The sequence below is a fragment of the Paraburkholderia sp. CI2 genome (assembly GCF_014201055.1).
Lineage (GTDB): Bacteria > Pseudomonadota > Gammaproteobacteria > Burkholderiales > Burkholderiaceae > Paraburkholderia > Paraburkholderia tuberum.
In genome coordinates, this window is sequence record NZ_JACHDL010000013.1 from 156,679 (window position 1) to 183,130 (window position 26,452).

A 26,452-nucleotide genomic window follows, 5' to 3' on the forward strand; every position below is an offset into this window, starting at 1 on the left:
CGCAATCCACAGAGAGAGTGGCCTTTGAGCACGCTGATCGTCCTATTGCCACCGCGTGATCCGGCGGTGCCCTCGCAGGAATGGCAACTGCCCGAGCTGCCGTTCGTGCTGCTCGACAAGACGGGGCGCACGCAGCGCGCCGGCCGCTCGGCACTCGCGCTGCTGCCGCGCGCCGGCACGACGGTGCTGATGCTCGCCGCGCGCGACCTGCTGCTGATGCCCGCGACGCTGCCGCCGCTGCGTGGACCGAAGCTGCGCCAGGCGCTGCCCAATATCGTCGAGGATCAACTGATCCAGGACCCGCAGACCTGCCACATCGCGGTCGATCCGCAGGGGCTTGGTGAAGGTCGGCACCTGCTCGCGATCATTGATCGCGGCTGGTTCCGTTTCATCTGTGAGGCGTTCACGGCGGCCGGTCATCGCAGTCTGCGCGCGGTGCCGGTCACGCGTTGCCTGCCGCTGGCGCCGGTGACCGAAGTTGCCGCGAACGTCGATGAAACAGCCGAAGTGCGCGAGCCGACGATGGCCGGCGCGGCGAGCGTCGCGACGTCGCTACCGGGCATCGCGCCGGTGGTCGCGCCCGAAGCGCCGTCCATCGTGCCGATGGTGGCCGCGGTGCTCGGTGCGGTCGTGCAGACCGCACCCGCGCTGCTCGTCGAAGGCGCGCTCGACAGCGGCGTGCCGCGCGTCGAACTGGCGATTGCACGCGGTGTCCAGGGCGAGGGTTTCGCGGCGCCGGCCGATGCGGTGAACGCGACGCTGTCCGCGCTAGCGGGTGCGGCGTCGGTGTCGCTGTACATGCTGACCGAGGTGCCCGGCAACGAGCCGAACCAATCCACGACGAGTCCCGCGCGGCTCGCCTCGCATATTCACGGCGCGAGTCCGCTGCCGTTCGAGCAGCTCGCGCGACGCGCGCTCGAATGCCGCTTCGACCTGTGCCAGTTCGAATTCGCGTCGCAGCCGTGGCGCCTCGATCGCGCGACGCTGCGGCGTCTGCGTCTGCCGATCGTGCTCGCGCTCGCCGCGCTCGTCGTCGCGATCATCGGCGCGAACGTGCAGTGGCTGATGCTTGCGCGTCAGCGTGACGCGATCAACACGCAGATGACGGAGCTGCTGCTCAATACGTTCCCGAAGACGACCGTCGTACTCGACGCGCCCGATCAGATGGCGCGTCAGGTGCAACAGCTGCGCGTGGCGGCGGGCGAGCTGTCGCCGGAGGATTTCCTGTCGCTCGCCGACGGCCTCGCGCGCTCGCTGTCGCCGCTGCCGGTCAACGGCATTGCGGCGCTCGACTATCACGAGCACCGCCTCGACGTGACCTTCAAACCCGCGGTCAAGGTCGACCCCGACTTCGCCAAGCGCCTCGCGCGCAACGGCCTTACCGGTGCGATCGACAGCAGTACCGGCAAGTGGACCATCAGGAACGGACAATGAAAGCTGAACTCGCTCAAACATGGGCTGGCTTCTGGGACCAGCGCACCGATCGCGAAAAGGCGCTGCTGACGTGGGGCGGCTCCGCGCTCGCCGTGGCGATTGCATGGTCGGTGCTGTGGGCGCCCGCGCAGGAAGGCCGCGCGCACCTGCGTGAATCGCTGCCCAGCCTGCAGCGGCAGCTTGCGCAGATGACCGCGCAGTCGAACGAGGCGCGCTCGCTGTCGGCGGCCGCGCAAGGTGTCGCGCCGACCGGCGCGGCGCTGAAGGACGCGCTTTCCGCATCGCTCGGCGAACATGGCCTCGCCGCGACGCAGGTGCAGTTCGTCGGCAACGCGGTGCAGGTGCAAATGAAAAACGTGGCGTTTCCAGCCTGGACCGCGTGGGTCGATGACGTGCGCAAGCAGTTCAAGGTGCAGGTCTCCGAGGCGCACATCACCGCGTTGAAAGACGACGGCCAGGTCGATCTGACGGTCGCGCTGCAACCGTCGACCGCGAAATAACAACGCGCCGCTCGCTACAGGATCTCGCATGAATTACTGGATGTGGCGCCTGCGTCCGGCGCTGCCGTGGCTGGTGGTCGCCGTTTTGTCGGTGGCGGCCGTGACGCTCGCGTTACTGCCGGCCGCCTGGATTACGCCGCAGTTCGCGCGGCAAACGCACGGGCACGTCAATCTCGTCGACGCCGAGGGCTCGCTGTGGCATGGCTCGGCGACCCTGATGCTGGCCGCCGGCGCCGATATGAGCGCGGCGACGCTGCTGCCTGGTCGGATCGAATGGCGCACGGCGTTCTGGCCGCTTTTCACCGGACGCGTGCGCATGGTCATGCGCCATAGCGAGGCGATGCCCGACCCGGTCACGGTCGAAGCGACGCCGCGCGGCGCAACCGTCACGCCCGGCGCGCTCGCGGTGCCGGCGTCGCTGCTCGCGGGGCTTGGCGCGCCATTCAACACCCTCGATCTGCAGGGCAACGTGCAGCTGTCGTGGTCCGAGTGGCGCAGTTTCAACGGCGAAGCGTTCGGCCAGCTGACGATGATGCTCGACGACGTCAGCTCCCGGGTGTCGCTCGTGAAGCCGCTCGGGTCGTACCGGGTCAGGTTTCAGGCGCAGGGCACGTCGTCGGCGCTCGATCTGAGCACGATCAAGGGTCCGTTGACGCTGACCGGCAGCGGCACGGTGTCGGCCGCATCGACGTCGTTTCATGGCACGGCGAGCGCCGCGCCGGAGCAGCACGATAACCTCGCCGGCCTGCTGAATCTGCTTGGCCGGCCTAGCGGGCCGGATACGGTGGCGCTGACGTTCGTGCGCTGAGTTGGGGCTGACGTGCGCTGATGTGTGCCGAGGCGCGTGTTTCGCGCGCGTGGCGCGATGAAAAAAGAGGCATGGCCGCGAGTTGCGACCATGCCTCTTCTGTTTTGTGGCGTTGCTGCGCGGCGAGCGCAGCGGACATTATTTGCTCTGCACCCGCGCTTGCGGCGCGTCTGTGCCCGACGCGGTGCTCTGTGCGATGGACGGCGCGCCGACTGACGTGGCCGCAGCCCTCGGCGCCGATGCCGGCAGCGGCGCGGGCGCCGCGACATCGCCGGTCTCGCGATTCATCTGCGACGCGTCCCAGCCGCCGCCGAGCGCCTTCACGAGCCCCACCGACGACACCATCCGCTGCCCGGCGATATTCTCGAGCTTCTGTTCGGCCGTGAAAGCCGTGGTCTGCGCGGTCAGCACATTGACGAAGCCGACCGTACCCGCCTTGTACTCGTTCGTCACGATGGCGAGCGCCTGGCGCGCCGAGTCGACCGCCTGCCGCTGCACGACGATTTCCTGTTCGAGGATGCGCAGCGACGCGAGGTTGTCCTCGACGTCCTGGAACGCGGCGAGCACCGTCTGCCGATAGGTCGCGACATCCGCGTCATAGGTGGCACGCGCGGCCTCGGTTTGCGCTTTGCGCAGGCCGGCGTCGAAGATCGTCCCGGCCAGTTGCGGGCCGAGCGTCCAGAAGCGCGACGGCAACGTCAACAATTGCGAGAACACCGAGTTCTCGAAGCCGCCGGTCGCCGACAGCGTCAGCGACGGGAAGAAGGCGGCGATCGCCACGCCGATCTGCTCGTTCGCCGCCGCGGCCTTGCGTTCCGCCGATGCGATATCCGGCCTGCGTTCGAGCAGCGCGGAGGGCATCTGCGCAGGCACGGCGGGCGGCGTCGCGGTGAGCGGCATCGGCGGCAGGGAGAACATCGACGCGGGCACGCCGACCAGCACCGCGATCGCGTGCTCGTCCTGCGCGCGCTGGATGCCGTTGTCGATCGCGGCGGCCTGCGCCGATTGCAGCTGCGTTTGCGCCTGGATCACGTCCGAGCGCGCGGCGACGCCGGCCGCGTACTGATTCTGCGTCAATTGCAGCGAGCGCTGATAGGCGATCACGGTGTCGTCGAGCAGCTTCTGCGTGGAGTCGAGCGCGCGCAGCAGGAAGTAGGTCTGCGCGAGCGTGGCCTGGGCGGACAGGCGCGCGTTCGCGAGGTCGGCGGCCGCGCCCTGCTGGCCGGCTTTCTGCGCGTTGACCGAGCGCGTGACCGAGCCCCACAGGTCGGGCTCCCAGCTCGCCGTCATCTGCACGTTGAAGCTGTTGGTGATGCCCTCGCGACTGGTCGCCGTAGTCGCATTGCCACCGGTTTGCGTGCCGTTGCCCGAGCGCGTCGCGCCCGCCGACGCACCGATCGTCGGGAAGTACGCTGCCCGCGCTTCGCCGACGAGCGCGCGCGCCTGCCGGTAGCTCGCGGCGAATTGCGCGATGGTCTGGTTCGCGGTGTTGAGCTTGGCTTCGAGTTCGTTGAGCTTCGGGTCTTCGTAGATCGCCCACCAGTCGCCGCGGTCGTGTTGATCGGCGGGTTCGGCGACTTTCCAGCCGGGCGCGGCTTCCTTGAACGACGCGGGGATCTCGGTGGCCGGCCGCTGATAGTTCGGACCGACCGCGCAGGCCGCCAGGAGCGTCGCGCAGGCCGCGCTCACGGCAAGGGACAGGACGCGCGGCGCAAGCGGCCGCGACATTCGATCAGACTGCATGCAATGAATTCCTTCTGGACGCCGCAATGCGGCCGGGAATGGCGCCACCGGCCGGGCGAGATCGTGGTCTGCCGGAATGTTAGCGTATGAGCCCGCGCGAGCGCGGGAAACTGAAAGCCGAAAGGTTAATGCGAGGCGGCGCGCAGGTGTGTTACTTGCGGTGACGCGCTGGTTACGCGTTGTTACCGGCGGCGCGAGGGGCTGCGGGTTCGCGGTCGTTCAGATGGCTAGACGAAGCGAAACTGTGTGCCGAAAAGCGCGCTGCGAATCGGTGCACCTTCAGAGCCGCGATTCCGTGGATTGGGTCTGCTGGCGTTGACGCTGACACGCGAGCTTGCCAGCCGAGGCCCGGCACGACGCACCGCTAGGCGCGAGGCAAGCGTTACCGCTGTTGGCCGTCGCGGGGACGACGTTTCCCGCCTTTATCACGAAGCTTTCCTTCGACAGCACGATCTCGCTGGATTCCGCACCCACAACGCTGCCTTTCCTCGCCCGCTTCGTCGCCCTTCGATGCTCGGCCCACGCGAGCAACGCGACACCCACCGACCCACCCGGCAGCACGAACAGTCCCGCAAACAGCGCGAGCTTCCACCAGCGGTGTCGGCCCTGGAAGGTATGGAGTGCGGAATCGGTCAGTGAGCGGCTGAGGCCGCCAAGCGTGTTTTTGAGGTACAGCATCGGGGAAATCCTTTGGCGCGCGTCGCGAGGCGGGCGGCGTGCGGTCGATCGGTCAGAACATGGTCTCGATGGCGCAGGACGCGCGAAACTCATTGCTTGTCATAATATTGACTATGCAATCAAATTTCAAGATACTGTGCGGCGCAATTGATTCGACTGTTGTATTTCGGTTGGCCTCGTTGCGCACCGCAAAATGCGATTTGACTTGTCTGCTTAGGCAGCTAAACTTCGTCTTGCCTGGATGTTACGGATACCCCATGACTGATGGCCCCTACAAAGCGGACGAGGTCGAGCTCACGAGCAGTCTCGGCTACTACCTGACGAAAGCGCGCAACGTGCTGGTCGAGCGCACGGACCGTGCGGTCAAGCCGCTCGGGCTCACCGCGCAGCAGATCGGCGTGATTCTGATGCTGTCGTCGCGGCGCGCGAGTACGCCATTCGAGCTGTCGCGCGCGATGTCGTACGACAGCGGCTCGATGACGCGTCTGCTCGACCGGCTGGAAAAGAAGGGCTTCGTCGTGCGCACCCGCAGCAGCGACGACCGACGTATGGTGAAACTCGAGCTGACGCAGCAGGGCCACGAGGCCGCGCGCCAGTTGCCGAACCTCGGCGCAACTGTGCTGAACGACCAGTTGCGCGGCTTTACCGCCGAGGAGCACGCGACGCTGATTCACCTGCTCGCCCGTTTCATCGCAAACGGTCCCGAGGGAGACGCCGACGTGGGTTGCGGACCGGCGCCACCGCCGGACGAGCCGCCGGGATGAGCCGAAGCATGCGTCAAACAACGGTCGTCGTCGGATGGCGGCGGCGCGTCATCACGAAGTACTAGCAGGACAATCACGAGGCGCTTTTCCAAGGCGTCATTGTCATCAGATATCTGTCTGGGCAGAGGGTGATGCAGCATGCAAGCATGGTATCTGAAACACGCGATAAGGCTGCCGCGACAAGCTTTCGCCGCCTGAGGAGAACAAACCTATGGATGCCACGGCTTCCAACGCCACGCTGCCCGCAGCAGAACTCGCCCCGCTCCAGGGCGGCACGCTCGCGCTGCTGACCGTCGGCCTTGCGCTCGGCACCTTCATGGAGGTGCTCGACACCTCGATCGCGAACGTCGCGGTGCCGACCATTTCCGGCAGCCTCGGCGTCGCCGCAAGCCAGGGCACCTGGGTGATCTCGTCGTACTCGGTCGCCTCGGCGATCGCCGTGCCGCTGACCGGCTGGCTCGCGCGACGCGTCGGCGAGGTACGACTTTTCACGCTGTCCGTGCTGCTGTTTACGATCGCGTCGGCGGCCTGCGGTTTCGCGCACAACTTCGAATCGCTGATCGCCTTCCGGCTCGTGCAAGGGCTCGTGTCCGGGCCGATGGTGCCGCTGTCGCAGACGATCCTGATGCGCTCCTACCCGCCCGCCAAACGTGGACTCGCGCTCGGCTTATGGGCGATGACCGTGATCTGCGCGCCGATCTTCGGCCCGGTGATGGGCGGCTACATCACCGATAACTTCACGTGGCCGTGGATCTTCTACATCAACGTGCCGATCGGCCTGTTCTCGGCGTTCTGCGCGTATCTGCTGCTGCGTGGCCGCGAGACGCAGACGACGCGCCAGCGCATCGACGCGGTGGGCCTCGTGCTGCTCGTGACCGGCGTGTCGTGTCTGCAGATGATGCTCGACCTCGGCAAGGACCGCGACTGGTTCAACTCGACGTTCATCGTGGCGCTCGCCGTGATCGCGCTCGTGTCGATCGCGTTCCTGCTCGTGTGGGAGTTGACCGAGAAGGAGCCGATCGTCGACCTGTCGCTGTTCAAGGATCGCAACTTCGCGCTCGGCGTCGTGATCGTCTCGTTCGGCTTCATGGCGTTCTTCGGCTCGGTGGTGATCTTCCCGCTATGGCTGCAAACGGTGATGGGCTATACGGCCGGCCTCGCGGGTCTCGCCACGGCACCGGTCGGATTGCTCGCGCTGTTTCTGTCGCCGATGATCGGCAAGAACATGCATCGGCTCAATCTGCGCATGGTCGCGAGCTTCGCGTTCGTCGTGTTCGCGATCGTATCGTTCTGGAACTCGACGTTCACGCTCGACGTGCCGTTCGGCCACGTGATCCTGCCGCGGCTCGTGCAGGGGATCGGCGTCGCCTGCTTCTTCGTGCCGATGACGACGATCACGCTGTCGAGCGTGTCCGACGAGCGTCTTGCAAGCGCGTCGGGTTTGTCGAACTTTTTCCGCACGTTGTCGGGCGCGATCGGCACCGCGATCAGCACGACGTTCTGGGAAAACGACACGATCTATCACCACGCGATGCTTGCAGATACGGTCAGCACGTATTCGGCGAACACCAACGCCTATACGAATGCGCTGGCGGGCGCCGGGCTCTCCGGCGACAGCCTGACCGCGCAGCTGAACCAGGTGGTGACGAGTCAGGCGTACATGATGGCCACCAACGACTTCTTCCGCATCTCGGGCGCGGCGTTTATCGTGCTGGCGGTGCTCGTGTGGATCACGAAGCCGCGCAAAGGCACCGGACCTTCATTAGGACACTGAAGCAAACGCGCGGCGGCGGCGAACGCATCGCCGCTGCGGCCACCGCTCGATCTATTGCGACATCACCTCGCCATTCGGCAGCCTGGTCGTGTTACGGGGCATCGTCTCCGGATGCGTCGCATCGGGCGCGTTCTGCGATGGCGTCGCGCTGCCTTGCGGCGCGCTGGCGGCTGTGCCCGTGGTGCCTCTCACATACTGCTTGAAATCCGCACCGGCTTCCCACGGATTCGGCTTGCAGCCGAGCGAGCTGTCGCAATGCGCCGAAAAGCCGATCGTGGTGGTGCCATCGGGACCTGCGGCGCGCGTGATCTGAAACGCGAGCGCGCGCTTGCCGCCGTCCGGGCCGGCGGTCTGGATCAGCGAGTCGTTAGCGGTCTCGATCTTGTACTTCGAATGACTCGCGACCCACGTTTGCGCCCGTTGCCACCAGAGGTCGCATTCGGCTTTGTTCGAACACGTCAACGGCCTGGTCGCGATCTGCATGACATCGGGATCGACCTGACCCTGGGTCGAGCATGCCGTCGCCGCCACGAGACACAGCGCGGCCAACAGAGCTTTGTTCCTCACGTCGATACCTCCCCTGTGGAGCATGTCATAAGAGTTTGGACTACCCCATCGAAGCGGTGTTTCACCCAGATCAGAGAATCGCGACGTCGCGCGGAGTATTTGCCGATTCCGCGGACGCCTGAAGAGCGCAATCCGTAGAGGTTACCTGCGCGTTGCTCGGGGCAAAGAAAAAGCGGCCACGTGGGCCGCTTGAAGCACTTCCGGGATGCTGTGGTCCGAACGCTCAGACGCTGAAGCGATTGAGCGTATAGGCCCGATACGCAGCGACGAACGCATCGAACGAACCAACCTCGTCGCGTTCGAGCTTCGCCTGTTCGTCGAGCGATCGCACCGCGAGGTCGGCAAACGCCTTGGACTGCGCGGCATCGAGCGGACGCGCACGGAAGTACGCGGCGTGCGCTTCACTTTGCGCGAGGCCGAACGCGAGGAAGCTTTGCTGCTGGTCGCGCATCGTTTGCAGCACGCGCGCCGATGGCGTCAGCGACACGTCCGCGAGCTTCGCGCGTTGCGCGGCGACCGCGCGCGCGTGTTCGTCACCGCCCTTCAGGCTGTCGAGCACGGCCGCCGCGGCGTCGATTTTCACGAGCAGTTCGTCGGCCCAATCGATCATCGCGACCGGCTTGCCGTCGCGAACCAGTTCGAGGCCTGGCTTGCGGCCTTCCATCGTCACGCGGCCGAAGTTCTGGTTCGCTTCGGTGTACGCGGGCGGAGGCAGGGACGCGCTGTCGTCGAGCGCGCACACGAGCAGGTACGCGTCGAGAAAGCGCGACGTTTCGAGCGAAATGCCGGCCGGCTCGAACGGATCGATGTCCATGCAACGCACTTCGACGTATTGCACGCCGCGTGCGGCGAGCGCATGCAACGGCCGCTCACCCGGATACGTGACGCGCTTCGGACGAATCGTCGAATAGAACTCGTTTTCGATCTGCAGCACGTTGGTGTTGATCTGCACCCACTCGCCGTCGCGTTGCGTGCCGATCTGCTCGTAGGCGGGATACGGCTGGCTCACGGCTTTCGCGAGCGCGTCGAGATAGCCGGGCAGCGTGTCGTAGTCGGCGTGCAGCGCGGCTTGCGCGGTCGTGTTCGAATAGCCGAGATCGCTCATGCGCAGGCTGGTCGCGTACGGGCGGTACAGCGTGTCGGCGTCGAACGTCTCGAGCGTGTGTTTGCGATCGCGGAGAAAGCGCCGATCGAGCGCCGGCGACGCGCCGAACAGATACATCAGCAGCCAGTTCGTGCGGCGGAAATTGCGGATCAGCGCGAGGTAGCGGTCGGACTGGAAGTCGACGGCGTTCGCGGTGGATTGCTGATCGGCGTGCAGCAGGCGCCACACGTCTTCGCTCAGCGAATAGTTGTAGTGGATGCCCGCGATGCACTGCATCGTGCGGCCATAGCGCAGCGCGAGGCCGACGCGGTACACGTACTTCAGCTTGCCGATGTTCGAGGTGCCGTAGTGCGCGATCGGAATGCCATCGTCGGTGGCGGGCAACAGTCCCGGCATCGAGTTGTTCCACAGGATCTCGTCGCCGAGCTCCGCGTAGACGAAACGATGCAGCACGTCGAGTTGCGCGAGGGTTTCGGCGGCGTCCTGCTCAGCCGGCGTGATCAGCTCGAGCAGCGCCTCGGAGTAGTCGGTCGTCAGCGACGGGTGCGTGAGCGCCGAGCCGAGCCCGCGCGGATGCGGCGTCATCGCGAGCTGGCCGTTGCGCGTCACGCGCAGGCTTTCCCTTTCGATGCCGCGCAGGCCGCGTATCAGCACATCGCGCTGCGGGCTCGAGTCGAGCACGGACAGGCGGTGCGAAAGCGCGTCGGTCGTGCAGGAAGGTGTGGTGTTTGGCATTGATGCAAGTCGGGCGTTGCCGGTCGCCGTGTATCGCCAGACGATCCACAGACGGTATAGCGGCTGACAACGTTCGGCGGAATTTTCAGTAGCGGGCACTTTAACATCTCGCCAGAACCGCTGCTTGCGGCCGCTTCGGCGGAGTTTCAGCGGGCACTTGAGGTCGCGCTGAACTACGCCATCGGCATCGGCATCGGCACGTCGCGACGACGCTCACGCTCAGCTCATCCCCCGCGCGCAGCGCCCGCCCGATCCGCCACCTCGTTCCACAGATGCATCGCGGCATACGCGCGATACGGCCGCCACGCGTCGGTGCGGCTGCGCTGTTGCGCGGGCCGTACGAGCGAAGGATCGCGCGCACAGATCGATTGCATCAGCACGAGATCCGCCTCGGGCCATGCATCGGGATCGCGCCATGCACGCATCGCGACGTATTCGACGGTCCATGGGCCGATGCCCGCGAGCGCGAGCAATGCGGCGCGCAGGCTCGCGGCGTCGACGGTGTCGCTGCTGTCGAGCGGCACGTCGCCGCTCGCGACCGCACGCGCGAAGCCCTGCAACGCGGCGACGCGTTTGCCCGGCATGCCGATCTGCGCGAGATCGACTTCGGCGAGCGCGGCCGGCGTCGGAAAACGCCACGCGGTGTTTTCGTGCGGATGCCCGTCGATGCGTTCGCCCGCTCGCTGCACGAGCCGTCCGATGATGGTCGTCGCGGCCTTCACGCTGACCTGCTGACCGACGATCGCGCGCACCACCAGTTCGAAGCCGGACCACGCGCCCGGCACGCGCAGGCCGGGCACCGCGGCGACGAGCGGCGCGAGCCACGGGTCCGCCGCGAGTCCGGCGGCGATCTTCTTTGGATCGGCGCGCAGATCGAACATTCTTGCGATTGGCGCGGCGAATGCATCGGCGTGGCGGCTCGCCGGCCCTTCGATGCTCGCGACGATGCAGCGCTTGCGCGGATGCAGCCGCACGCTGAGTGTGCCGCCGTCGCCGTTCCAGTCGATCGCGCGACGATACGCGCCGTCCTCGACGGCTTCGACGCCAGGCGTCGCGCGGCCGCTGAAAAAGCGCAGCAGCCGCGGCCAGTCGAACGGTGCCTTGAACGGCAATTCGAGAGTTGCAACCTCGTGAAGCGTGCTCAAGCGGCGTGATCCAGTTGGGAGTTGTGGGAGTCGGCATCTGTGCGGCTTGCGTCGCGGCGGGGCGCGTCGCTGGCTGAAACGCCGCCTGCGTGCTGCGCCTCATTGTCGAGCAACGCGGCCTTGCGCGGCAGCCCCCAGCGATAGCCGGCGAGCGCCCCGCCCTTCTGCACGACGCGATGGCAAGGAATCGCGAGCGCGACCGGGTTGGTCGCGCATGCGCTCGCGACGGCGCGCACCGCCCGCGGCGAGCCGACCGCCTCGGCGATCTGCGAATAGCTGCGTGTCTCGCCGTACGGGATTCGCCGCAGCGCATCCCATACGCGCTGCTTGAATGCGGTCGACGCGATATCGAGCGGCAACTCGAAGTCGTGGCGCGTGCCGCGCAGATACGCGTCGATCTGTGCGATGAACGGCGCGAGCCGGCCGGCGTCTTCGCGCAGCTCGGCATTCGCGAACTCGCCGCGCAATTCGTCGATCAGCAGTGTGGTGTCGTCGCCGAAACCGATCTTGCAGATGCCCTTGTCAGTCGCGGCGACCAGCACGAAGCCGAGCGAGGTCGGCGCGCTCGCATAGCGCACCGTCAGGCCCGCGCCCTTGCGGCGATACGCGGACGGCGCCATGCCGAGCTCGGCCGGCGCGCTGTCGTACATTCGCGACGGCGAGCCGAAACCGGCGTCGAGCGTCGCGCGCGTAACGTCGGCGCCGCCCTGCAGCGCATCGCGCAACGCGGCGCCGCGCTGCGCGGCCTGGTACTGACGCGGCGAGACGCCGACCACGCGCTTGAACAGGCGCTGCAAATGGAACGGGCTCACGTGCACGGCATCGCTCAGTTGCGCGAGCGTGAGGCGCTGCTGCGGGTCGGCGTCGAGCGCGGCGCACGCCCTGGCGACGATGTCGAGCTCGCGCGGCAGACCGCCGGGCTGGCAGCGCTTGCAATCGCGAAAGCCCGCGGCGCGCGCGGCGGCGGCATCGGTGAAGAAAACGACGTTTTCGCGGCGCGGCTGGCGCGACGCGCACGACGGCCGGCAGAACACGCCGGTCGTCCTGACCGCGTAGAAGAATGCGCCGTCGGCATCGCGCTCGCGGTGGGTGACGGCGTCCCAGCGTTCGTCGTCGGTGCGCCACTGGGTGGTGTCGACGTCGGCGGCGGCGCGCATGGGGGCGGAATGGCGAGTGGTGGCGTTCATGATGTCCTGGGGCCCGGATGGGCAGGCAGTGTCGATGCTCATCAATCTAGGCCCGAACGCTACACAGTACGCGCCGGATCTTGCTCTGTCATTCGGACGCGCTTGTCCGTACCCGTAGTGGGGTCAAACCCGGCAAAATCGCAATCCGAAGCGCCTTGGAATGCCCTGCGGCCGGACGTTTTGCCTCAAAGTGCGGCAATTTCGCACGATATCGGGTTTTCCCTTAAAAAGTTATTGCGTCGCACCAAGCCGATGTGTATATTAGTGCTTGTCTCCTCCATGTCTCCTCCTGATATGGATTCAGCCCGCTCCACTTGAGCGGGCTTTTTTTGCCTGCGTTTTCTGTCCGCGCCTGGTCCGCATTTGGTCCGGTTCGCCCACGGCTTCCCGCCGATCCACTCCGCCCTTTCCTTTCTCCTACACTTCCTAATCGGTTCTCCGAACTAGCGAAAGGGCGTTCGACATGAAAATCCACATTCGCGAGATCGACCACGTCGTGATCCGGGCGACGCACGTCGAAACCCTCGCGCGCTTTTACTGCGACGTACTCGGTTGCAGCGTTGAAAAGGAGCAGCGCGAACTCGGCCTCACGCAACTGCGCGCGGGCCGATCACTGATCGATCTGCTGCAGGTCGGCGCGAAGCTCGATCGCGCGGAAAACGGCGCGGCGGGCACGGGGCGCAACATGGACCACCTGTGTCTGCGCGTCGAGTCGTTCGACGCCGACGCGCTGAAGGCGCATCTGAGCGCGCATGGCGCGCGGCTCGGCGAACAGGGAGTGCGTTATGGCGCGGACGGATTCGGGCCGTCGCTGTATCTGTTCGACCCGGAGGGCAATATGGTCGAGCTGAAGGGGGCGCCGGAAGCGGCGCGGGTCACGTCGCTCTGAATGCGAGAGCGAAGCGGCGCAAAAACTGGTTCAGACCTGAGCCGTCACGCATCGGCGGGCGCCTTCAGTACGGTCCAGTCGATCTTCACCGCATCGGCTTCGGCGCTGCCGAGCCATGCTTCGCCGTCCTGCACCGTGCATTGCAGCCGCATCGTGCGTTCGGCAAGCGAGCCGAGCGATGCCGCGACGTCTTCGCCGAGCGTCCAGACCGTCACGTTGCGCAGGCGCTCGACCTTGTTGCGCACGCCCTGCCACCAGATTTCCGAAGTACGCCCGCCATACGCGATCACGACCACGTGATTCGCCCGCCCGCTCGCCTTGGCGATGCGGCGCTCATCGGGCTGGCCGACCTCGATCCACGTGTCGATCGCGCCGGTCAGATCCTTCGCCCACAGATCCGGTTCGTCGACATCCGACAAACCTTTGCAGAACTCCAGCCGTTCCTGCGCAAACAGCGCGAACGCGGCGACGCGAACCATCATCCGTTCGTCGGTTTCGGAGGGGTGACGGGCGATCGTCAGCGAATGGTCGGCGTAATAGTGCCGGTCCATGTCAGCGATCTGTAGTTCCGCCTTGTATATCGTCGATTTGAGAGCCATGCCGTTGCTAAACCAGGCGCTCGCTCCACCGGAGCGCAGCGAAAATGAATCGTCGACGGCGCGTTGCCGTTTCTTGTGTTTGCTGTACATCGGATGTTCCTCCCGCGCCGTCAGCCGGTGCCTATGACACAGAAGGAAGCATTTACCGGGCCACCGCGGGTTCCGTGGCCGTGCCGTATACGTCGCGAGCCGCATCTCGCAGCGCGTCGAGCACGACGGCGGCCGCCGGCGACAACAGATGCGACTGGCGCGTGATGATACCGAATGTATCCATCCTGCAAGGCAAATCGATCGGGACGCGCTTCAATACCCCGTACTGTTGGTACTGACGCGCCACTTCATCGGGCAATACCGCCAACATGTCGCTTTGCAGCAGCAGGCTCGAAATCGCGAGGAAGTTGTTCGTATTGACGACGTTCTGCGGCGGATTCAGGCCGATCTGCGAAAACATCAGATCGAAGCGATGGCGCAGCACGCTGCCCGGCGGATGCAGCACCCAGCTCGCGTTGACGATACCGCGCAGCGTCAATCCCGTTTCATTTTCGAGCGGATGGCCGGGACGCGCGACCACGCACAGCGGTTCGTCGGCGAGCGGTTCGTAGCGCACGTCGGTCTTGAACTGGTTCTGCCGTTCGAGCACGCGGCCGATCATGATGTCGAGATCGCCTTCGGCGAGCCGCGGCAGCATCACGTCGGAGGTCTCGACCTCGGCCCAGATCTGCAGCTGCGGATAACGCTCCTTCACGCTCGCGATCGCGCGCGGCACCATTGTCGCGGCGGCCGCGGCGATCACGCCGATACGCACCTGACCCGCGAGCCCCGAGCGGAGCGCCGAGATTTCGTCGTGCGCCTGGCTCAGGTTCGACAGCACCATGCGCGCGTGGCGGATCATCACCTCGCCGTACAGCGTCGCATGCATACCGTGCGGCGTGCGGTCGAACAGGCTCACGCCGAGCATGTCCTCGAGCTCTTTCAACAGGCGCGACGCGGCCGGCTGCGTCATGCCGAGCACGTCGGCCGCGCGGCGCACGTTGCCCTCCTCCTCCATCGCGGCAAGCAGCAGCAACTGGCGCGTCTTCAGCCGCGCGCGCACGAACCAGTTCGAATAGCTACGCGTCATCGCAGGGTCTCCTGGGTTTTTACGAGCGATGTTTGTACGTTCTTCCTCCGAAGCTCCATGATGCCATACCGAAACTGATATCGGAGAAGCCTAAAAAGGGATTGGAAAGTTATTGGGCCGGCTCATACCATTCGTGGACTTTGTGAACTTACGGTGCGCCTTTTTTCGCCGATGAACCGCGATCCGCTCGTCCCCCTCGTTGCCAGCCCGTTTCGCCATTACATCAATGGCGGATGGGAGACCGGCGCGACCACGGGCGTGTCGCTCAATCCGTCGGATCTCGACGAGCCGGTCGGCGAATACGTGCGCGCCGACGTGCGGCAGACCGACAGCGCGATCGAGGCCGCGCACGCGGCGTTTCGCGACTGGTCGCTCGCCTCCGCACAGCGCCGCGCCGACGCGCTCGACGCGATCGGCAGCGAAATGCTCGCGCGCCGCGAGGAGCTGGCCCGGCTGCTCGCGCGTGAAGTCGGCAAGGTGCTGCCCGAGGCGCTCGCCGAAGCGACGCGCGCAGGGCAACTGTTCAAGCTGTTCGCGGCCGAGGCGCTGCGCGCGTTCGTCGAGCCGCTCGCGTCGGCGCGTGCCGGTGTCGAAATCGACATGACGCGCGAGCCGCTCGGGGTGGTCGGCATCATCGCGCCGTGGAGCGCGCCGCTCGCGATCGCCGCGGCGAAGATCGGCGCCGCGCTCGCGCACGGCAACTGCGTCGTCTACAAGCCGGCCGAGTCGGCACCGGCCTGCGCGGCGGCGCTCGCGTCGATCGTCAGTCGCGCGGGCTTGCCGGCCGGCGTGTTCAACCTCGTGATGGGCAGCGGACGCAAGGTCGGTGCGCGCATCGTCGCGCATCCGCTCGTCGCGGCGATCAGCTTCACCGGTTCGTCCGACACCGGCACGCGCGTGCTGCAGGCCGCCGCGACGCGCCAGGCGCGCGTGCAGCTCGAGATGGGCGGCAAGAATCCGTTCGTCGTGCTGGCCGACGCCGATCTCGACGGCGCGGTCGACGCGGCGCTCACCGGTGCCTTCAGCGCGACCGGCCAGCGCAGCACGGCTGCCGCGCGGCTGATCGTCGAACGCGCGGTGTTCGCGCCCTTCGTCGACGCGTTGCAGGCAAAGCTCGCGAAACTCACCGTCGATCACGCGTTGAAGCACGGCACCGATATCGGCCCGGTGGCGAACGCCGCGCAGCTCGAACGCAATCTCGACTACATGCGCGTCGGCGAGCAGGAAGGCGCGCAGTTGCTGCGCGGCGGGCGGCAACTGGAGCGCGCGACGCGCGGCTATTTTTTCGAGCCGGCGCTGTTTATCGGCGAATCGGAGCATCGCATCGCGCGTGAAGAGATTTTCGGGCCGCTCGCGGTCGTGCTGCGCGCGGACGATTACGAACACGCGCTACATCTCGCGAACGACACCGCCTACGGACTGTGCGCCGGCATCTGCACGCGCTCGCTCGAACGCGCGCGGCATTTTCGCCGCCACGTGCAGAGCGGTCTCGTCACGATCAATCTGCCGACTACGGCCGTCGAGCATCATGGACCCGGCGGCGGGCGCAAGGCGTCGGCCTATGGCGCGAGCGATGCCGCGTTCTGGACCGCCGTGAAAACGGCGTACCTGGCGAGCTAGAAGCAATGAGCCGCGCCACCGTTTTCACCGCGACTTGCGCGAACCGCCCGGCGTGCCGCGCGCAGATCCGCCCCGATTCGCGCGACGGCTGACGCCGCCCGCGTTACCCCGCTGCAACTACACGACATCAATGCAGCTTTTCACCCTCAGGAGACAGTAGATGACCAGCAAGCTTCGCCGTTTGACCCTGACCGCGATGGCCGCCGCCGCCCTCGCCGCCCCGTTCGCCGCACAACTGTCCGCCCACGCGGATGAGCCGCTCAAAGTCGGCTTCCTCGTGAAGATGCCCGAACAGGCGTGGTTCATCAACGAACAGAAAGCCGCGAGCGCGCTCGGCAAGAAGGACGGCTTCTCGGTCGTCAACATCGGCACGCCCGATGGCGAAAAAGTGCTGGCCGCAATCGACAACCTCGGCGCGCAAGGCGCGAAGGGCTTCGTGATCTGCGCGCCCGACGTGCGTCTCGGACCGGCGATTCAGGCGCGCGCGAAGCGCTACAACATGAAGTTCGTGACCGTCGACGACCAGCTGGTCGATTCGACCGGCAAGCCGCTGGCGAACGTGCCGCACCTCGGCATGTCGGCCTTCAAGATCGGCAACCAGGTGGGCCAGGCGATCACCGACGAAATGAAGCGCCGCGGCTGGAAGCCTGAGGAAGTCGGCGCGCTGCGTATCACGGACTATGAGCTGCCGACCGCGAAGCTGCGCACCGACGGCGCGACGCAGTCGCTGCTCGCCGGCGGCTTCAAGAAGGAAAACGTCTTCGACGCGCCGCAGAAAACCACCGACGACGAAGGCGGCTTCAACGCGGTGTCGCCGGTGCTCGCGCAGCATCCGAACATCAAGAAGTGGGTGATCTTCGCGCTCAACGAGGAAAGCGTGCTCGGCGGCGTGCGCGCGACCGAACAGCTGCATATTCCGGCCGCGGACGTGATCGGCGTCGGCATCAACGGCGCGGGCGAGGCGTTCGCCGAGTTCCAGAAGAAGGAACCGACGGGCTTCTACGGCACGATCGCGGTCAGCTCGACGAACCACGGCAAGGAAAGCACCGAGAACCTCATCGAGTGGATCAAGGACGGCAAGCAGCCGCCCGCCGACACGCAAACCACCGGCAAGCTGATGGTGCGCGGCAACTGGCAGGACGTGCGCAAGGAACTGGGTATTTGAGCGAGGTTCTCGCAGCAGTCGGCGGGCCGCCTCGTGCCTCGCGTTTAGCGCGAGCGCGGCCCGCTCAGGTTTCATCCGTTCGAGGTTTTTCGATGACGTCCTTATTCACCGGGTCTCCTGCCAGCGAGGCGGCGCTCGCGCCCTCGCCTGCATCGACGCCCGCATCCGACGCCCCCTATCTCCGGCTCGACGGCATCACCGTGCGCTTTCCGGGCGTGCTCGCGCTCGACCAGGTCTCGCTAGAAGTGCGCCGCGGCGAGGTGCACGGCCTGATGGGCGAAAACGGCGCCGGCAAATCGACGCTGCTGAAGGTGCTGTCCGGCGTCAATCATCCTGTCTCGGGCACGTTGTCGCTCGACGGCGTCGAGCAGCAGTTCGCGACGACCAAGGCGGCGATCGCCGCGGGCATCGCGATCATCTATCAGGAACTGCATCTGGTGCCGGAGCTGACGGTCGCCGAAAATCTGATGCTCGGCGCCCTGCCGAATCGCTTCGGCGTACTGGACGAAAAGGCTTTGGTCGCGCGTGCGATGCGCGAGCTCGAACGGCTCGGCGAAAAGCTCGATCCGTCGCAGCAGGTCAAGCATCTGTCGATCGGTCAGCGGCAGATGATCGAAATCGGCAAGGCGCTGATGCGCGACGCGCGCGTGATCGCGTTCGACGAACCGACCAGCTCGCTGTCGTCGCGCGAAACCACGCAACTGTTCCGCATCATCCGCGCGCTGAAGGCCGAAGGCCGCGCGATCATCTACGTCACGCACCGGATGGATGAAGTCTACGAACTGTGCGATCGCGTCACGGTGTTTCGCGACGGCCGCCGCATCGACACCTTCGAGGCCGGCGCGGGACTCGACCGCGATCGGCTGATCAGCTGCATGGTGGGCCGCTCGATCACCGATGTGTACGGCTATCGCGCGCGCGAGCACGGCGAGGTGCAGCTTCAGGTCGACGGCCTGATGGGACCGGGCCTGCGCGAACCGGCATCGTTTTCGGCGCGCAAGGGCGAGATCGTCGGCTTCTTCGGGCTCGTCGGCGCGGGCCGCTCCGAGCTGATGAAGCTGATCTACGGCGCGGTCAAGCCGAGCGCCGGCGAGGTCGCGCTGAAGGGCAAGCGCGTGCAGTTCGCCACGCCGCGCGACGCGGTGCGCGCCGGTGTCGCGCTGTGTCCCGAGGATCGCAAGCAGGAAGGCATCGTCTCGATCGCGTCGGTGTCGGACAACCTGAACATCAGCTGCCGCCGCCACTTCAGCCGCATCAACGTGCTCAACGGCCGCAAGGAAGCGCAGACCACGCGTGAATTCATCGGCAAGCTCGCGATCAAGACGCGCAACGGCGACACGCCGATCGGCACGCTGTCCGGCGGCAATCAGCAGAAGGTGATCCTGTCGCGCTGGCTCGCCGAAGAGATCGACGTGTTCCTGATGGACGAGCCGACGCGCGGCATCGACGTCGGGGCGCGCAGCGAGATCTATGGGCTGCTGTATGGGCTCGCCGAGGCGGGCCGCACGGTCGTCGTCGTGTCGAGCGATCTCGCCGAGGTGATCGGCGTGACCGATCGCGTGATCGTGATGAAGGAAGGCCGCATCGTCGGCGATCTGCCGAAGGCGCAGGCCACGCCGGATGCGCTGATCAAGCTGGCATTGCCGCGCTGATCGCCCAACGGATCGCGCCACCAGACCCCTTACCGAATACCGCAACGAAAACGGCATTGAATGGAACAGACATCATGAATACACCTTCCACCGATTCCTCGACCCCCGCCGTCGCCTCCGTGGGCTTGACCGCGCGCGCCGCGCGCACCTGGGACCTGATCAACAAATCCGGCATCGTGATGGTGTTCGTCATCCTGTTCGCGGTGCTGTCGTTCACGGTCCCAGACTTTCTGAGCACGCGCAATATCCAGGGCCTGCTGCTGTCGGTCACGCTGATCGGCTCGATCTCCGTCACGATGATGTTCGTGCTCGCGCTCGGCGAGGTGGACCTGTCGGTGGCGTCGATCGTCGCGTTTTCGGGCGTGGTGGCTTCCGTGCTGATCACCGCGACGCACAGCGTGTTAGTCGGCATCACGGCCGGCGTGCTCGCGGGCGGCGCGGTCGGGCTCGTCAACGGCACGCTGGTGGCGCGCTACAAGATCAACTCGCTGATCGTCACGCTCGCGATGATGGAGGTCGTGCGCGGCCTCGCGTACATCACCTCGAACGGCGACGCGGTGATGATCTCCGAGGAGCGCTTCTTCGACCTCGGCGGCGGCTCGTTCCTCGGCATTTCTTATCCGATCTGGAGCAACATCGTCGGCTTCGTTCTGTTCGGCTTCCTGCTGAAAAAGACCGTGTTCGGCAAGAACGTGCTGGCCGTCGGCGGCAATAGCGAAGCGGCTGTGCTCGCGGGGCTGCCCGTCACGCGGATCAAGATCACCGTGTTCGTGCTGCAAGGCCTCGTGACCGGCTTCGCGGGCGTGATGCTCGCGTCGCGCATGAGCCTCGGCGATCCGAAGACGTCGGTCGGGCTCGAACTCGGCGTGATTTCCGCGTGCGTGCTCGGAGGTGTGTCGCTGACGGGCGGTGTCGCGACGATCTCCGGCGTGCTGGTCGGCGTGCTGATCATGGGCTCGGTGCAGGACGCCATGAGTCTCCTGAACGTGCCGACGTTCTATCAGTATCTGATTCGCGGCGGCATCCTGCTGCTCGCGGTTCTGTTCGACCAGTTCCGCCGCAGCAAGCGCGTGCACTGACGCGCCGTTGCTCGTGGCCGGTTTCCTGCGCTTTGCGAGAAGGCGTACTGCCGATGCGGGTCGATAAAACCCGCATCGGCTTTTTTATTGCAGGTGAAGCCTGGCAAGTATCAAAAGCAATAAAAAACGGCTTGGCATCGGAATGCCCAAGCCGTCTCTTTTAGCTCACGCGTTCACGCCTGCGACTTTTAAAGCCGCAGCGGATACGCATGCGACCGTATTCCGGCTTTTGCCGGAATACCGGTGTTGTACTTATTGCTTGATGAATCGGTCGTTCGCCCAGAGCCCCTCGGTATCGCTATTGGCTGAATTCACGAACTCGACGTCGTGGCCGACCACGCGCACCACGCGGAAACTCGAGTCGGTCGGAGTCGACACGCATTGATATCCGGAGAAGAATTCCTGCATCTGCTGCTGTTCACCGGCTTGCGCGTGGTGATCGGCGGCATCGAGCTTGTCCTTCGATACGCAGCCATACGCATTGGCCTTGAACTGGATCGTTTGCTGCGGCTTGATCACGACGTCTTGCGCCTGAACGCTAGCGGCAGCCAAACCCGCGATGGCGAAAACAACGGCAATTCGAGTTTTCATTCGTTCCTCCGGGGCGGGCCGAAAAAATCTCGGTTAGCTATGTATTTAACTTTAACGGTGGACCCGCATGTCGCACTGTAGGAGAACCGATGAGAACGACAAGCACATCTTGTGTGCGATCGCAACAGTGGCGAATTGTCGCACCTGCTGTCGAAGCTGATTAAAGCCTGAGCACACGCTTGATCGAATGGCAATGAAATGAATAACTAAAAATCCACTCCCGCACACGGCTTAGCTGGTAAAGCTTTGCGCGCGCATTCACGTAAACGCGTAGCGTCAATTAAGCGATTTAATACAATTTAATCAATGAGTTTGTGCGTCGCACACAAAGTCATTCCACAGGCAAAAGCTGCGATGCGCAATAACGAGGCAAGTGCAGAAAATAAACAGTGCCAGCCGTCTCTCACGGGCCTTGGTGAAACGCTTGCAACGCGCCATTGCCGAAAACGCATGAAAAAAAGCCGCGCGGCGCAAAGCCGCGTGGACAGGCGAGGGGTGGCGCGATCGCAGTGCGATGTACCCTTCGCGTGCCGCCTGAATCCAGGTGGATCTTCGTCGAGCCCATATGCGGGTACAGGCGGTGCTCTACAATGAAAACGAATCTCCTGCACCCGGAGGCTATCGTGAACGAGCACGTAATACTCGGGATTTTTCTGGTCGTTCCGCTGCTGATCGTCATGTTTCTTTTTTCCGACGAACTGTGGCAGGAGCATCGAGACCTGCACGACGGACGGCCGTTGGCAGCGCGTCGCCGACGCATCGACTGGCGGCACCCGCTACGCCGTTCGCGCGAGCGGCTCTGAGATTGCGAAGCGGGTCCCCAAAGAAAAAAAGCCTGCCACAGGGGCAGGCTGAAAAAAGAGATCCACACTCAATGCCTTGAACACAAGGCAATAGCAGTCTAGTCGCGACACGCTAATCGGTGGTTTCAACGGCTTTTACAGTTGTTACCGGGCGTGACCGTAATGCGGGGCGCGACGTTGCGTCGGCAGGCCTCGCGTCGCGCTTCAGTGGGCGCGCCAGTGCGCGCGAATCCGTTTGGCGAGCGCTTCGAGCGTGTCCGGATCGGCGACCTCGCGCGCATGCAGCTTCAGCGGTTGGCCTTCCCAGCGCGGAATCACGTGGAAATGGACGTGCGGCACTGTCTGTCCCGCCGCCGCGCCGTTGAACTGGCCGATGAATACGCCGTCAGGACGCAGTGCCGCGCGCACCGCGATCGCGAGCTTTTGCGCCATGCGCGTCGACGCGACGAGCGCCGCATCCGACAGATCGAAAATTTCCGCGACCGCTTCCTTCGGCACGACGAGCAGATGGCCGTCGGCTTGCGGCATCAAGTCCATGAAAGCCAGCGCCTGGTCGTTTTCGGCCACCTTGATGCACGGTAGTTCGCCGCGCAAGATTTTGGCGAACGGGTTGCTGTCGTTGTAGCTCATCGCGTTTCCTTTCATTTGGGCTGGGTTCGATTCACGGGTCGAGCGGGATACTTTTTTTTGCGTAGCTTCGCACCGCGGGTTTCCTATTCTCTACCCGAACGCTTACGCCACGCGTGCGGCACGCCGGATCGCTTGAGGTGGCTGGCCGAACGCGCGCAAAAACGCGCGCCGCATCCGCTCGGGGTCGATGAAGCCAGTGTCCGCTGCGACGGTTTCGATCGAATGACGGCCGGTTTCGAGCATCGTGCGAGCCGCTTCGACACGCAGCGCCTCGATCGCGCGGGCCGGCGACTGGCGCGTCTCGTCGCGAAACGCGCGGCTGAACTGGCGCGGGCTCAGATGCGCGACGTCGGCGAGCTGCTCGACGGTCAGCGGCTCGCGCAGATGGCTCTTCGCATACGACAGCGCGTTCTGGATCCGATCGGATTTCGGTTCGAGATCGAGCATCGCGGAGTACTGCGATTGCCCGCCGGTGCGCCGGTGATAGACCACGAGCTTCTTCGCGATCGCGCGCGAAACCGCGACGCCGAGGTCGTTCTCGACGAGCGCGAGGCACAGATCGATACACGCGGTCATGCCGGCCGACGTCCACACCGAGCCGTCGACGATGAAGATGCGGTCCTCGTCGACCCGCGCGCGCGGAAAGCGCCGTTGCAAATCGCGCGCATGCGCCCAGTGCGTAGTCGCGTGGCGGCCGTCGAGGATGCCCGCTTCGGCGAGCACGAACGCGCCGGTGCAGATGCTCGCGGTGCGGCGCGAGGCGGCGAGGGCGTCGTTCAGAAACGCGAGCAGCCCCGGCGACGACGGCGCGATCTCCATCGCGCCGGTGACGATCACCGTGTCGTAGGCGGGATCGCCGAACGGGCGCGTCGCGACCTCGACGCCCGCCGAGCTGCGCACCATGCCGCCGTGCTCGGAGATCACCGCGACGTCGTACGCGGGCTCGCCGGTGTCCTGGTTGGCGAGTTCGAAAATCGATACCGCGACCATGTCGAGGATCTGAAAGCCCGGAAAGACCACCACGCCGATGCGTTTCATTTGCGATGTCCGGAAACGAGGGAAATACGACATTTGAGACAAAACAGTACGCGCCTAAACTCAGCTCGTCAACCCCGCCGTATCAGCGCAAAAGCCGCAAGGCGGCGAGTTCACGGATGTTCCCATTCACCGGACAGGGCGGCCGCATCATGCGCAGCCCGCAAGGAGAGCTTCAATGGCAACGCAGGCAGACAAGGGCGTACAAGGCAATTCGAACGAAGGCAAGGGTACGGCGGTGGTCACGGGCGCATCGTCGGGTATCGGCGCGGTCTACGCGGACCGGCTCGCGCGACGCGGCTACGACCTGCTGCTGATCGCGCGCGACGGCGCACGCCTCAGCAGCCTCGCCGACCGGCTGACGAAGGAAACCGGCCGCCGCGTGAGCACCGTCAGCGCCGATCTGACCAACAAAGCCGACGTGCGCCGCATCGAGAACCAGTTGCGCGCCGAGCGCGGCATCACGATGCTGATCAACAACGCGGGCGTCGGCGCGACCGCGACGCTGCTCGACTCCGACATCGATGAACTCGAGCAGATGATCGAGCTGAACGTGACCTCGCTCACGCGCCTGACGGCGGCGGTGTTGCCGGGCTTCATCGCGCGCGGTGCCGGTACGGTGATCAATATCTCGTCGATCGTCGCGCTGGCGCCGGAATTGTTGAACGGCACCTATAGCGGCACTAAGGCCTACGTGTTGAACCTCACGCAGTCGCTGCATCACGAGGTGGGCGGCAAGGGCGTGCGGCTGCAAGCGGTGCTGCCGGGCGCGACGAGCACCGCGTTCTGGGATCGCGCGGGTCTCGCGGTCGAGAACCTGCCTTCGCAGATCGTGATGAGCGCCGAGGACATGGTCGACGCGGCGCTTGCCGGTCTCGACCAGGGCGAACTGGTGACGATCCCGTCGTTGCCCGATGCCGCCGACTGGGAGCGTCTGAACAGCGCGCGTTTGCATCTGCAGCCGAATCTGTCGCGCAGCGCGCCGGCCGAGCGCTATACGCGCGCCGTGGCCGCGTAAGCCGAAGGTTGAGGAGGGCGGCGCCAGACTCAGCCGCTCACGGCCACCTGATTCTTGCCGTCGTGTTTCGCGCGATACAGGCCGACGCCGGCGGCCTCGATCAGCGTCGTGACCGGTTCGGCGGCCGACGGCACCACCATCGCCGCGCCGATGCTGATCGTGACGACGCCCTCTGCCGAGCCCGCATGGGTGATCGCGCGGTCTTCGACCGCGATGCGGATTTTCTCCGCGAGCAGGCGCAAGCCGCCCGCCGACGTGTCCGGCACGACCACCGCGAACTCCTCGCCGCCGAAGCGCGCGGCGAGATCCAGTGAATGGCCGAGGCACGCTTCGATCGTATGCGCGACGCTCTTCAGCACTTCGTCGCCGGCGACGTGCCCATAGGTGTCGTTGTAGGCCTTGAAGTGATCGACGTCGATCATCAGGAGGCCGAGGCCGGTCTTGTCGCGGGTGCCGCGGTGCCATTCGGCGGCCAGATACTGGTCGAGGTAGCGGCGGTTCGACAGGCCGGTCAGACCGTCCGAATGCGTGAGCCGCTGCAACTCCAGATTCGTCGCCAGCAGTTGTCGCTGAGATTGCCGCAGCGCGCGGTACGCCTCGTCGCGTTGCAGCAGGTGTAGGTACGAGCGCGAGTGATAGCGGATGCGCGCTATCAGCTCGATGCGGTCGGGCAGCTTCACGAGGTAGTCGCTCGAACCGGCCGCGAACGCCGCGCTTTTGACGAGCGGCTCTTCGTTGGTCGACAGCACGACGATCGGGATGTCGCGAGTGGCGGCATTCAGCCGGTATTGCCGCACCAGCGTCAGACCGTCGGTGCCCGGCATCACGAGATCTTGCAGGATCACCGTCGCGCGCGTTTCCTCGGCGCAGCGCACCGCGTCTTCCCATGACGCGCAGTAGCGAAAGTCGATGCCCGCCTCGTCGGCGAGCGCCTCGCGCACCCCCTCGGCGATGACCGCGTGGTCGCCGACCAGCAGCACCATGATCGGGCACTCGGCCGCCGGCGGGTCGGCGAGGATGCGCGCGAGCGCGTCGTCGCTGGCGAGACTGGGCGCATCCTCAGCGACGAGCGCGTGCGCCTGCGGGCTCACGTCGTCTGCGGGATGCAGCGTTGCGGCGTTCCGGGGCGGTTTAGAGGTGTCCATGTGGTTCGGCCAGGATGAAGTTCAGGGAGGGCACGTCAGCTTGCGGGGAGGCGAGGCGCTCGTTGACCACTGCCCTTGGTCAGATAATAGTCGGCGCCCGCGTCAAGGCCAGCGCGGCGATCTTCCCCGCGATGCCTGGATGAAATGCAGCGCAATGCCATGCGTGGGCTCACGCGTCCAGCGTTATGCACCTGTTACAGAGTTAATCTCCGGTTACCAACTGCAGCATCTATTTCCGCGCGCGCCGGCGACAATTCGTCCATGCCTGAACGGCGGGAGCTCAATATGAAAAAGATCGCAGTGGCGTTGGTAATGGCGGGTAGTTTGACGGTGGCGGGCCAGGCGTCCGCGCACGGACACGGCGGTGATGTGGTGGGTGCGCTGATTGGCGGCGCGGTGCTGGGCGCGGTGGTCACCTCGGCGTTGACGCCGGCGCCGGTGGTCGCGTATCCGCAGCCGGTCTATGCCGAGCCCGCGTACCAGCCCGCGCCGGCTTACGTGGCACCGCCGCCCGGATATTGCTACGACCAGTATCAGCGCGCCTATGTCGCGTGCGGCGCACCGCCGCCCGGACAGTACGGCTATGCGCAACCGCAACCCGAGCCGCAGTGGTGAGCGCGGCGAGGCTCTGATGCGCGGATGATTCAGCCGAACAACGCGCAGACA

Annotated in this window: 25 protein-coding genes; 13 read left to right on the plus strand and 12 right to left on the minus strand. The window is 65.5% G+C overall.

Annotated elements, in window-relative coordinates; translation table 11 throughout:
• Positions 1–24 precede the first annotated feature (24 nt).
• Genes gspL through HDG32_RS19410 form a run of 3 tightly spaced genes read left to right on the plus strand, consistent with a single transcriptional unit; the run spans position 25 to position 2,742 of the window.
• Complete coding sequence (gene gspL / locus HDG32_RS19400; RefSeq protein ID WP_184069900.1) at positions 25–1,434, plus strand: type II secretion system protein GspL; 1,410 nt, start codon at positions 25–27, stop codon at positions 1,432–1,434.
• Positions 1,431–1,934 (plus strand): type II secretion system protein M, encoded by a 504-nt coding sequence (locus HDG32_RS19405; RefSeq protein WP_184069902.1) that lies wholly within the window; start codon positions 1,431–1,433, stop codon positions 1,932–1,934. Before gspL ends, HDG32_RS19405 begins: the two co-directional genes overlap by 4 nt.
• Positions 1,935–1,962: 28 nt before the next feature.
• Positions 1,963–2,742, plus strand: a complete 780-nt coding sequence (locus tag HDG32_RS19410; RefSeq protein ID WP_184069904.1) for a type II secretion system protein N — start codon at positions 1,963–1,965, stop codon at positions 2,740–2,742.
• Positions 2,743–2,880: 138 nt separating this feature from the next.
• Here the strand turns inward: HDG32_RS19410 and HDG32_RS19415 are convergent, their stop codons facing one another.
• Together HDG32_RS19415 and HDG32_RS19420 are read right to left on the minus strand one after the other, a co-directional pair.
• Positions 2,881–4,485 (minus strand): efflux transporter outer membrane subunit, encoded by a 1,605-nt coding sequence (locus tag HDG32_RS19415; RefSeq protein ID WP_184069906.1) that lies wholly within the window; start codon positions 4,483–4,485, stop codon positions 2,881–2,883.
• A gap of 279 nt (positions 4,486–4,764) precedes the next feature.
• Positions 4,765–5,163 carry a hypothetical protein gene (locus tag HDG32_RS19420; RefSeq protein ID WP_184069909.1) on the minus strand — a complete coding sequence of 133 codons (399 nt, stop codon included), beginning with the start codon at positions 5,161–5,163 and terminating at the stop codon, positions 4,765–4,767.
• A 257-nt stretch (positions 5,164–5,420) separates the two neighbouring features.
• Here HDG32_RS19420 and HDG32_RS19425 point away from each other — a divergent pair, with 257 nt between their 5' ends.
• Together HDG32_RS19425 and HDG32_RS19430 are read left to right on the plus strand one after the other, a co-directional pair.
• Positions 5,421–5,927, plus strand: coding sequence for a MarR family winged helix-turn-helix transcriptional regulator (locus HDG32_RS19425; RefSeq protein ID WP_018418907.1), 507 nt, complete (start codon positions 5,421–5,423; stop codon positions 5,925–5,927).
• Between the two features lie 211 nt (positions 5,928–6,138).
• Positions 6,139–7,701, plus strand: a complete 1,563-nt coding sequence (locus HDG32_RS19430) for a DHA2 family efflux MFS transporter permease subunit (RefSeq protein WP_184069911.1) — start codon at positions 6,139–6,141, stop codon at positions 7,699–7,701.
• 51 nt (positions 7,702–7,752) lie between these two features.
• Here HDG32_RS19430 and HDG32_RS19435 read toward each other — a convergent pair whose 3' ends face one another.
• The 4 genes from HDG32_RS19435 to ada form a co-directional block, all read right to left on the minus strand.
• On the minus strand, positions 7,753–8,268 hold the full coding sequence (locus HDG32_RS19435) for a hypothetical protein (protein WP_311540095.1): 516 nt from the start codon (positions 8,266–8,268) through the stop codon (positions 7,753–7,755).
• Between the two features lie 223 nt (positions 8,269–8,491).
• A complete protein-coding gene (gene gshA, locus HDG32_RS19440; protein ID WP_184069913.1) occupies positions 8,492–10,108 on the minus strand; it encodes a glutamate--cysteine ligase in 1,617 nt (538 codons plus the stop codon).
• 224 nt (positions 10,109–10,332) lie between these two features.
• Entirely contained in the window at positions 10,333–11,253 is a 921-nt protein-coding gene (locus HDG32_RS19445) for a DNA-3-methyladenine glycosylase (protein WP_184069915.1), read from the minus strand.
• A complete protein-coding gene (ada, locus tag HDG32_RS19450; protein ID WP_184069953.1) occupies positions 11,250–12,410 on the minus strand; it encodes a bifunctional DNA-binding transcriptional regulator/O6-methylguanine-DNA methyltransferase Ada in 1,161 nt (386 codons plus the stop codon). The genes HDG32_RS19445 and ada overlap by 4 nt, the downstream gene beginning before the upstream one ends.
• Positions 12,411–12,903: 493 nt before the next feature.
• Here ada and HDG32_RS19455 point away from each other — a divergent pair, with 493 nt between their 5' ends.
• Complete coding sequence (locus tag HDG32_RS19455) at positions 12,904–13,329, plus strand: VOC family protein (protein WP_018418913.1); 426 nt, start codon at positions 12,904–12,906, stop codon at positions 13,327–13,329.
• Positions 13,330–13,373: 44 nt separating this feature from the next.
• Here the strand turns inward: HDG32_RS19455 and HDG32_RS19460 are convergent, their stop codons facing one another.
• On the minus strand, positions 13,374–13,928 hold the full coding sequence (locus tag HDG32_RS19460; protein ID WP_026228986.1) for a YaeQ family protein: 555 nt from the start codon (positions 13,926–13,928) through the stop codon (positions 13,374–13,376).
• Positions 13,929–14,070: 142 nt separating this feature from the next.
• On the minus strand, positions 14,071–15,048 hold the full coding sequence (locus HDG32_RS19465; RefSeq protein WP_184036791.1) for a LysR family transcriptional regulator: 978 nt from the start codon (positions 15,046–15,048) through the stop codon (positions 14,071–14,073).
• Between the two features lie 171 nt (positions 15,049–15,219).
• Between HDG32_RS19465 and HDG32_RS19470 the strand changes: the two genes are divergently transcribed.
• The 4 genes from HDG32_RS19470 to araH all read left to right on the plus strand — a co-directional run bounded on the left by HDG32_RS19470 (position 15,220) and on the right by araH (position 20,564).
• Positions 15,220–16,668 carry an aldehyde dehydrogenase family protein gene (locus HDG32_RS19470; RefSeq protein ID WP_184069955.1) on the plus strand — a complete coding sequence of 483 codons (1,449 nt, stop codon included), beginning with the start codon at positions 15,220–15,222 and terminating at the stop codon, positions 16,666–16,668.
• 160 nt (positions 16,669–16,828) lie between these two features.
• Entirely contained in the window at positions 16,829–17,833 is a 1,005-nt protein-coding gene (locus HDG32_RS19475; protein WP_184069917.1) for an arabinose ABC transporter substrate-binding protein, read from the plus strand.
• 92 nt (positions 17,834–17,925) lie between these two features.
• Complete coding sequence (araG, locus tag HDG32_RS19480) at positions 17,926–19,485, plus strand: L-arabinose ABC transporter ATP-binding protein AraG (RefSeq protein WP_184069919.1); 1,560 nt, start codon at positions 17,926–17,928, stop codon at positions 19,483–19,485.
• Between the two features lie 74 nt (positions 19,486–19,559).
• Complete coding sequence (araH, locus tag HDG32_RS19485; RefSeq protein WP_184002994.1) at positions 19,560–20,564, plus strand: L-arabinose ABC transporter permease AraH; 1,005 nt, start codon at positions 19,560–19,562, stop codon at positions 20,562–20,564.
• Between the two features lie 252 nt (positions 20,565–20,816).
• Here the strand turns inward: araH and sap1 are convergent, their stop codons facing one another.
• Positions 20,817–21,155, minus strand: coding sequence for a surface attachment protein Sap1 (sap1, locus tag HDG32_RS19490; RefSeq protein WP_018418921.1), 339 nt, complete (start codon positions 21,153–21,155; stop codon positions 20,817–20,819).
• A 623-nt stretch (positions 21,156–21,778) separates the two neighbouring features.
• Here sap1 and HDG32_RS19495 point away from each other — a divergent pair.
• The gene (locus tag HDG32_RS19495; protein WP_184069957.1) at positions 21,779–21,958 is read left to right on the plus strand and encodes a hypothetical protein; all 180 of its coding nucleotides are present in this window, start codon (positions 21,779–21,781) and stop codon (positions 21,956–21,958) included.
• 204 nt (positions 21,959–22,162) lie between these two features.
• On the opposite strand, the gene HDG32_RS19500 is transcribed toward HDG32_RS19495, so the two are convergent.
• Entirely contained in the window at positions 22,163–22,588 is a 426-nt protein-coding gene (locus tag HDG32_RS19500) for an HIT family protein (RefSeq protein WP_090805510.1), read from the minus strand.
• A gap of 102 nt (positions 22,589–22,690) precedes the next feature.
• Positions 22,691–23,626, minus strand: a complete 936-nt coding sequence (locus tag HDG32_RS19505) for a GlxA family transcriptional regulator (protein WP_184055347.1) — start codon at positions 23,624–23,626, stop codon at positions 22,691–22,693.
• A gap of 175 nt (positions 23,627–23,801) precedes the next feature.
• Between HDG32_RS19505 and HDG32_RS19510 the strand changes: the two genes are divergently transcribed.
• A complete protein-coding gene (locus HDG32_RS19510) occupies positions 23,802–24,641 on the plus strand; it encodes an SDR family oxidoreductase (RefSeq protein ID WP_184069921.1) in 840 nt (279 codons plus the stop codon).
• Positions 24,642–24,670: 29 nt separating this feature from the next.
• Here the strand turns inward: HDG32_RS19510 and HDG32_RS19515 are convergent, their stop codons facing one another.
• Positions 24,671–25,786: a diguanylate cyclase gene (locus HDG32_RS19515; protein ID WP_184069923.1), complete on the minus strand. Its 1,116-nt coding sequence runs from the start codon at positions 25,784–25,786 to the stop codon at positions 24,671–24,673.
• A 285-nt stretch (positions 25,787–26,071) separates the two neighbouring features.
• Between HDG32_RS19515 and HDG32_RS19520 the strand changes: the two genes are divergently transcribed.
• Complete coding sequence (locus HDG32_RS19520; protein ID WP_090802296.1) at positions 26,072–26,401, plus strand: ecotin precursor; 330 nt, start codon at positions 26,072–26,074, stop codon at positions 26,399–26,401.
• The last annotated feature ends 51 nt before the right edge of the window (positions 26,402–26,452 follow it).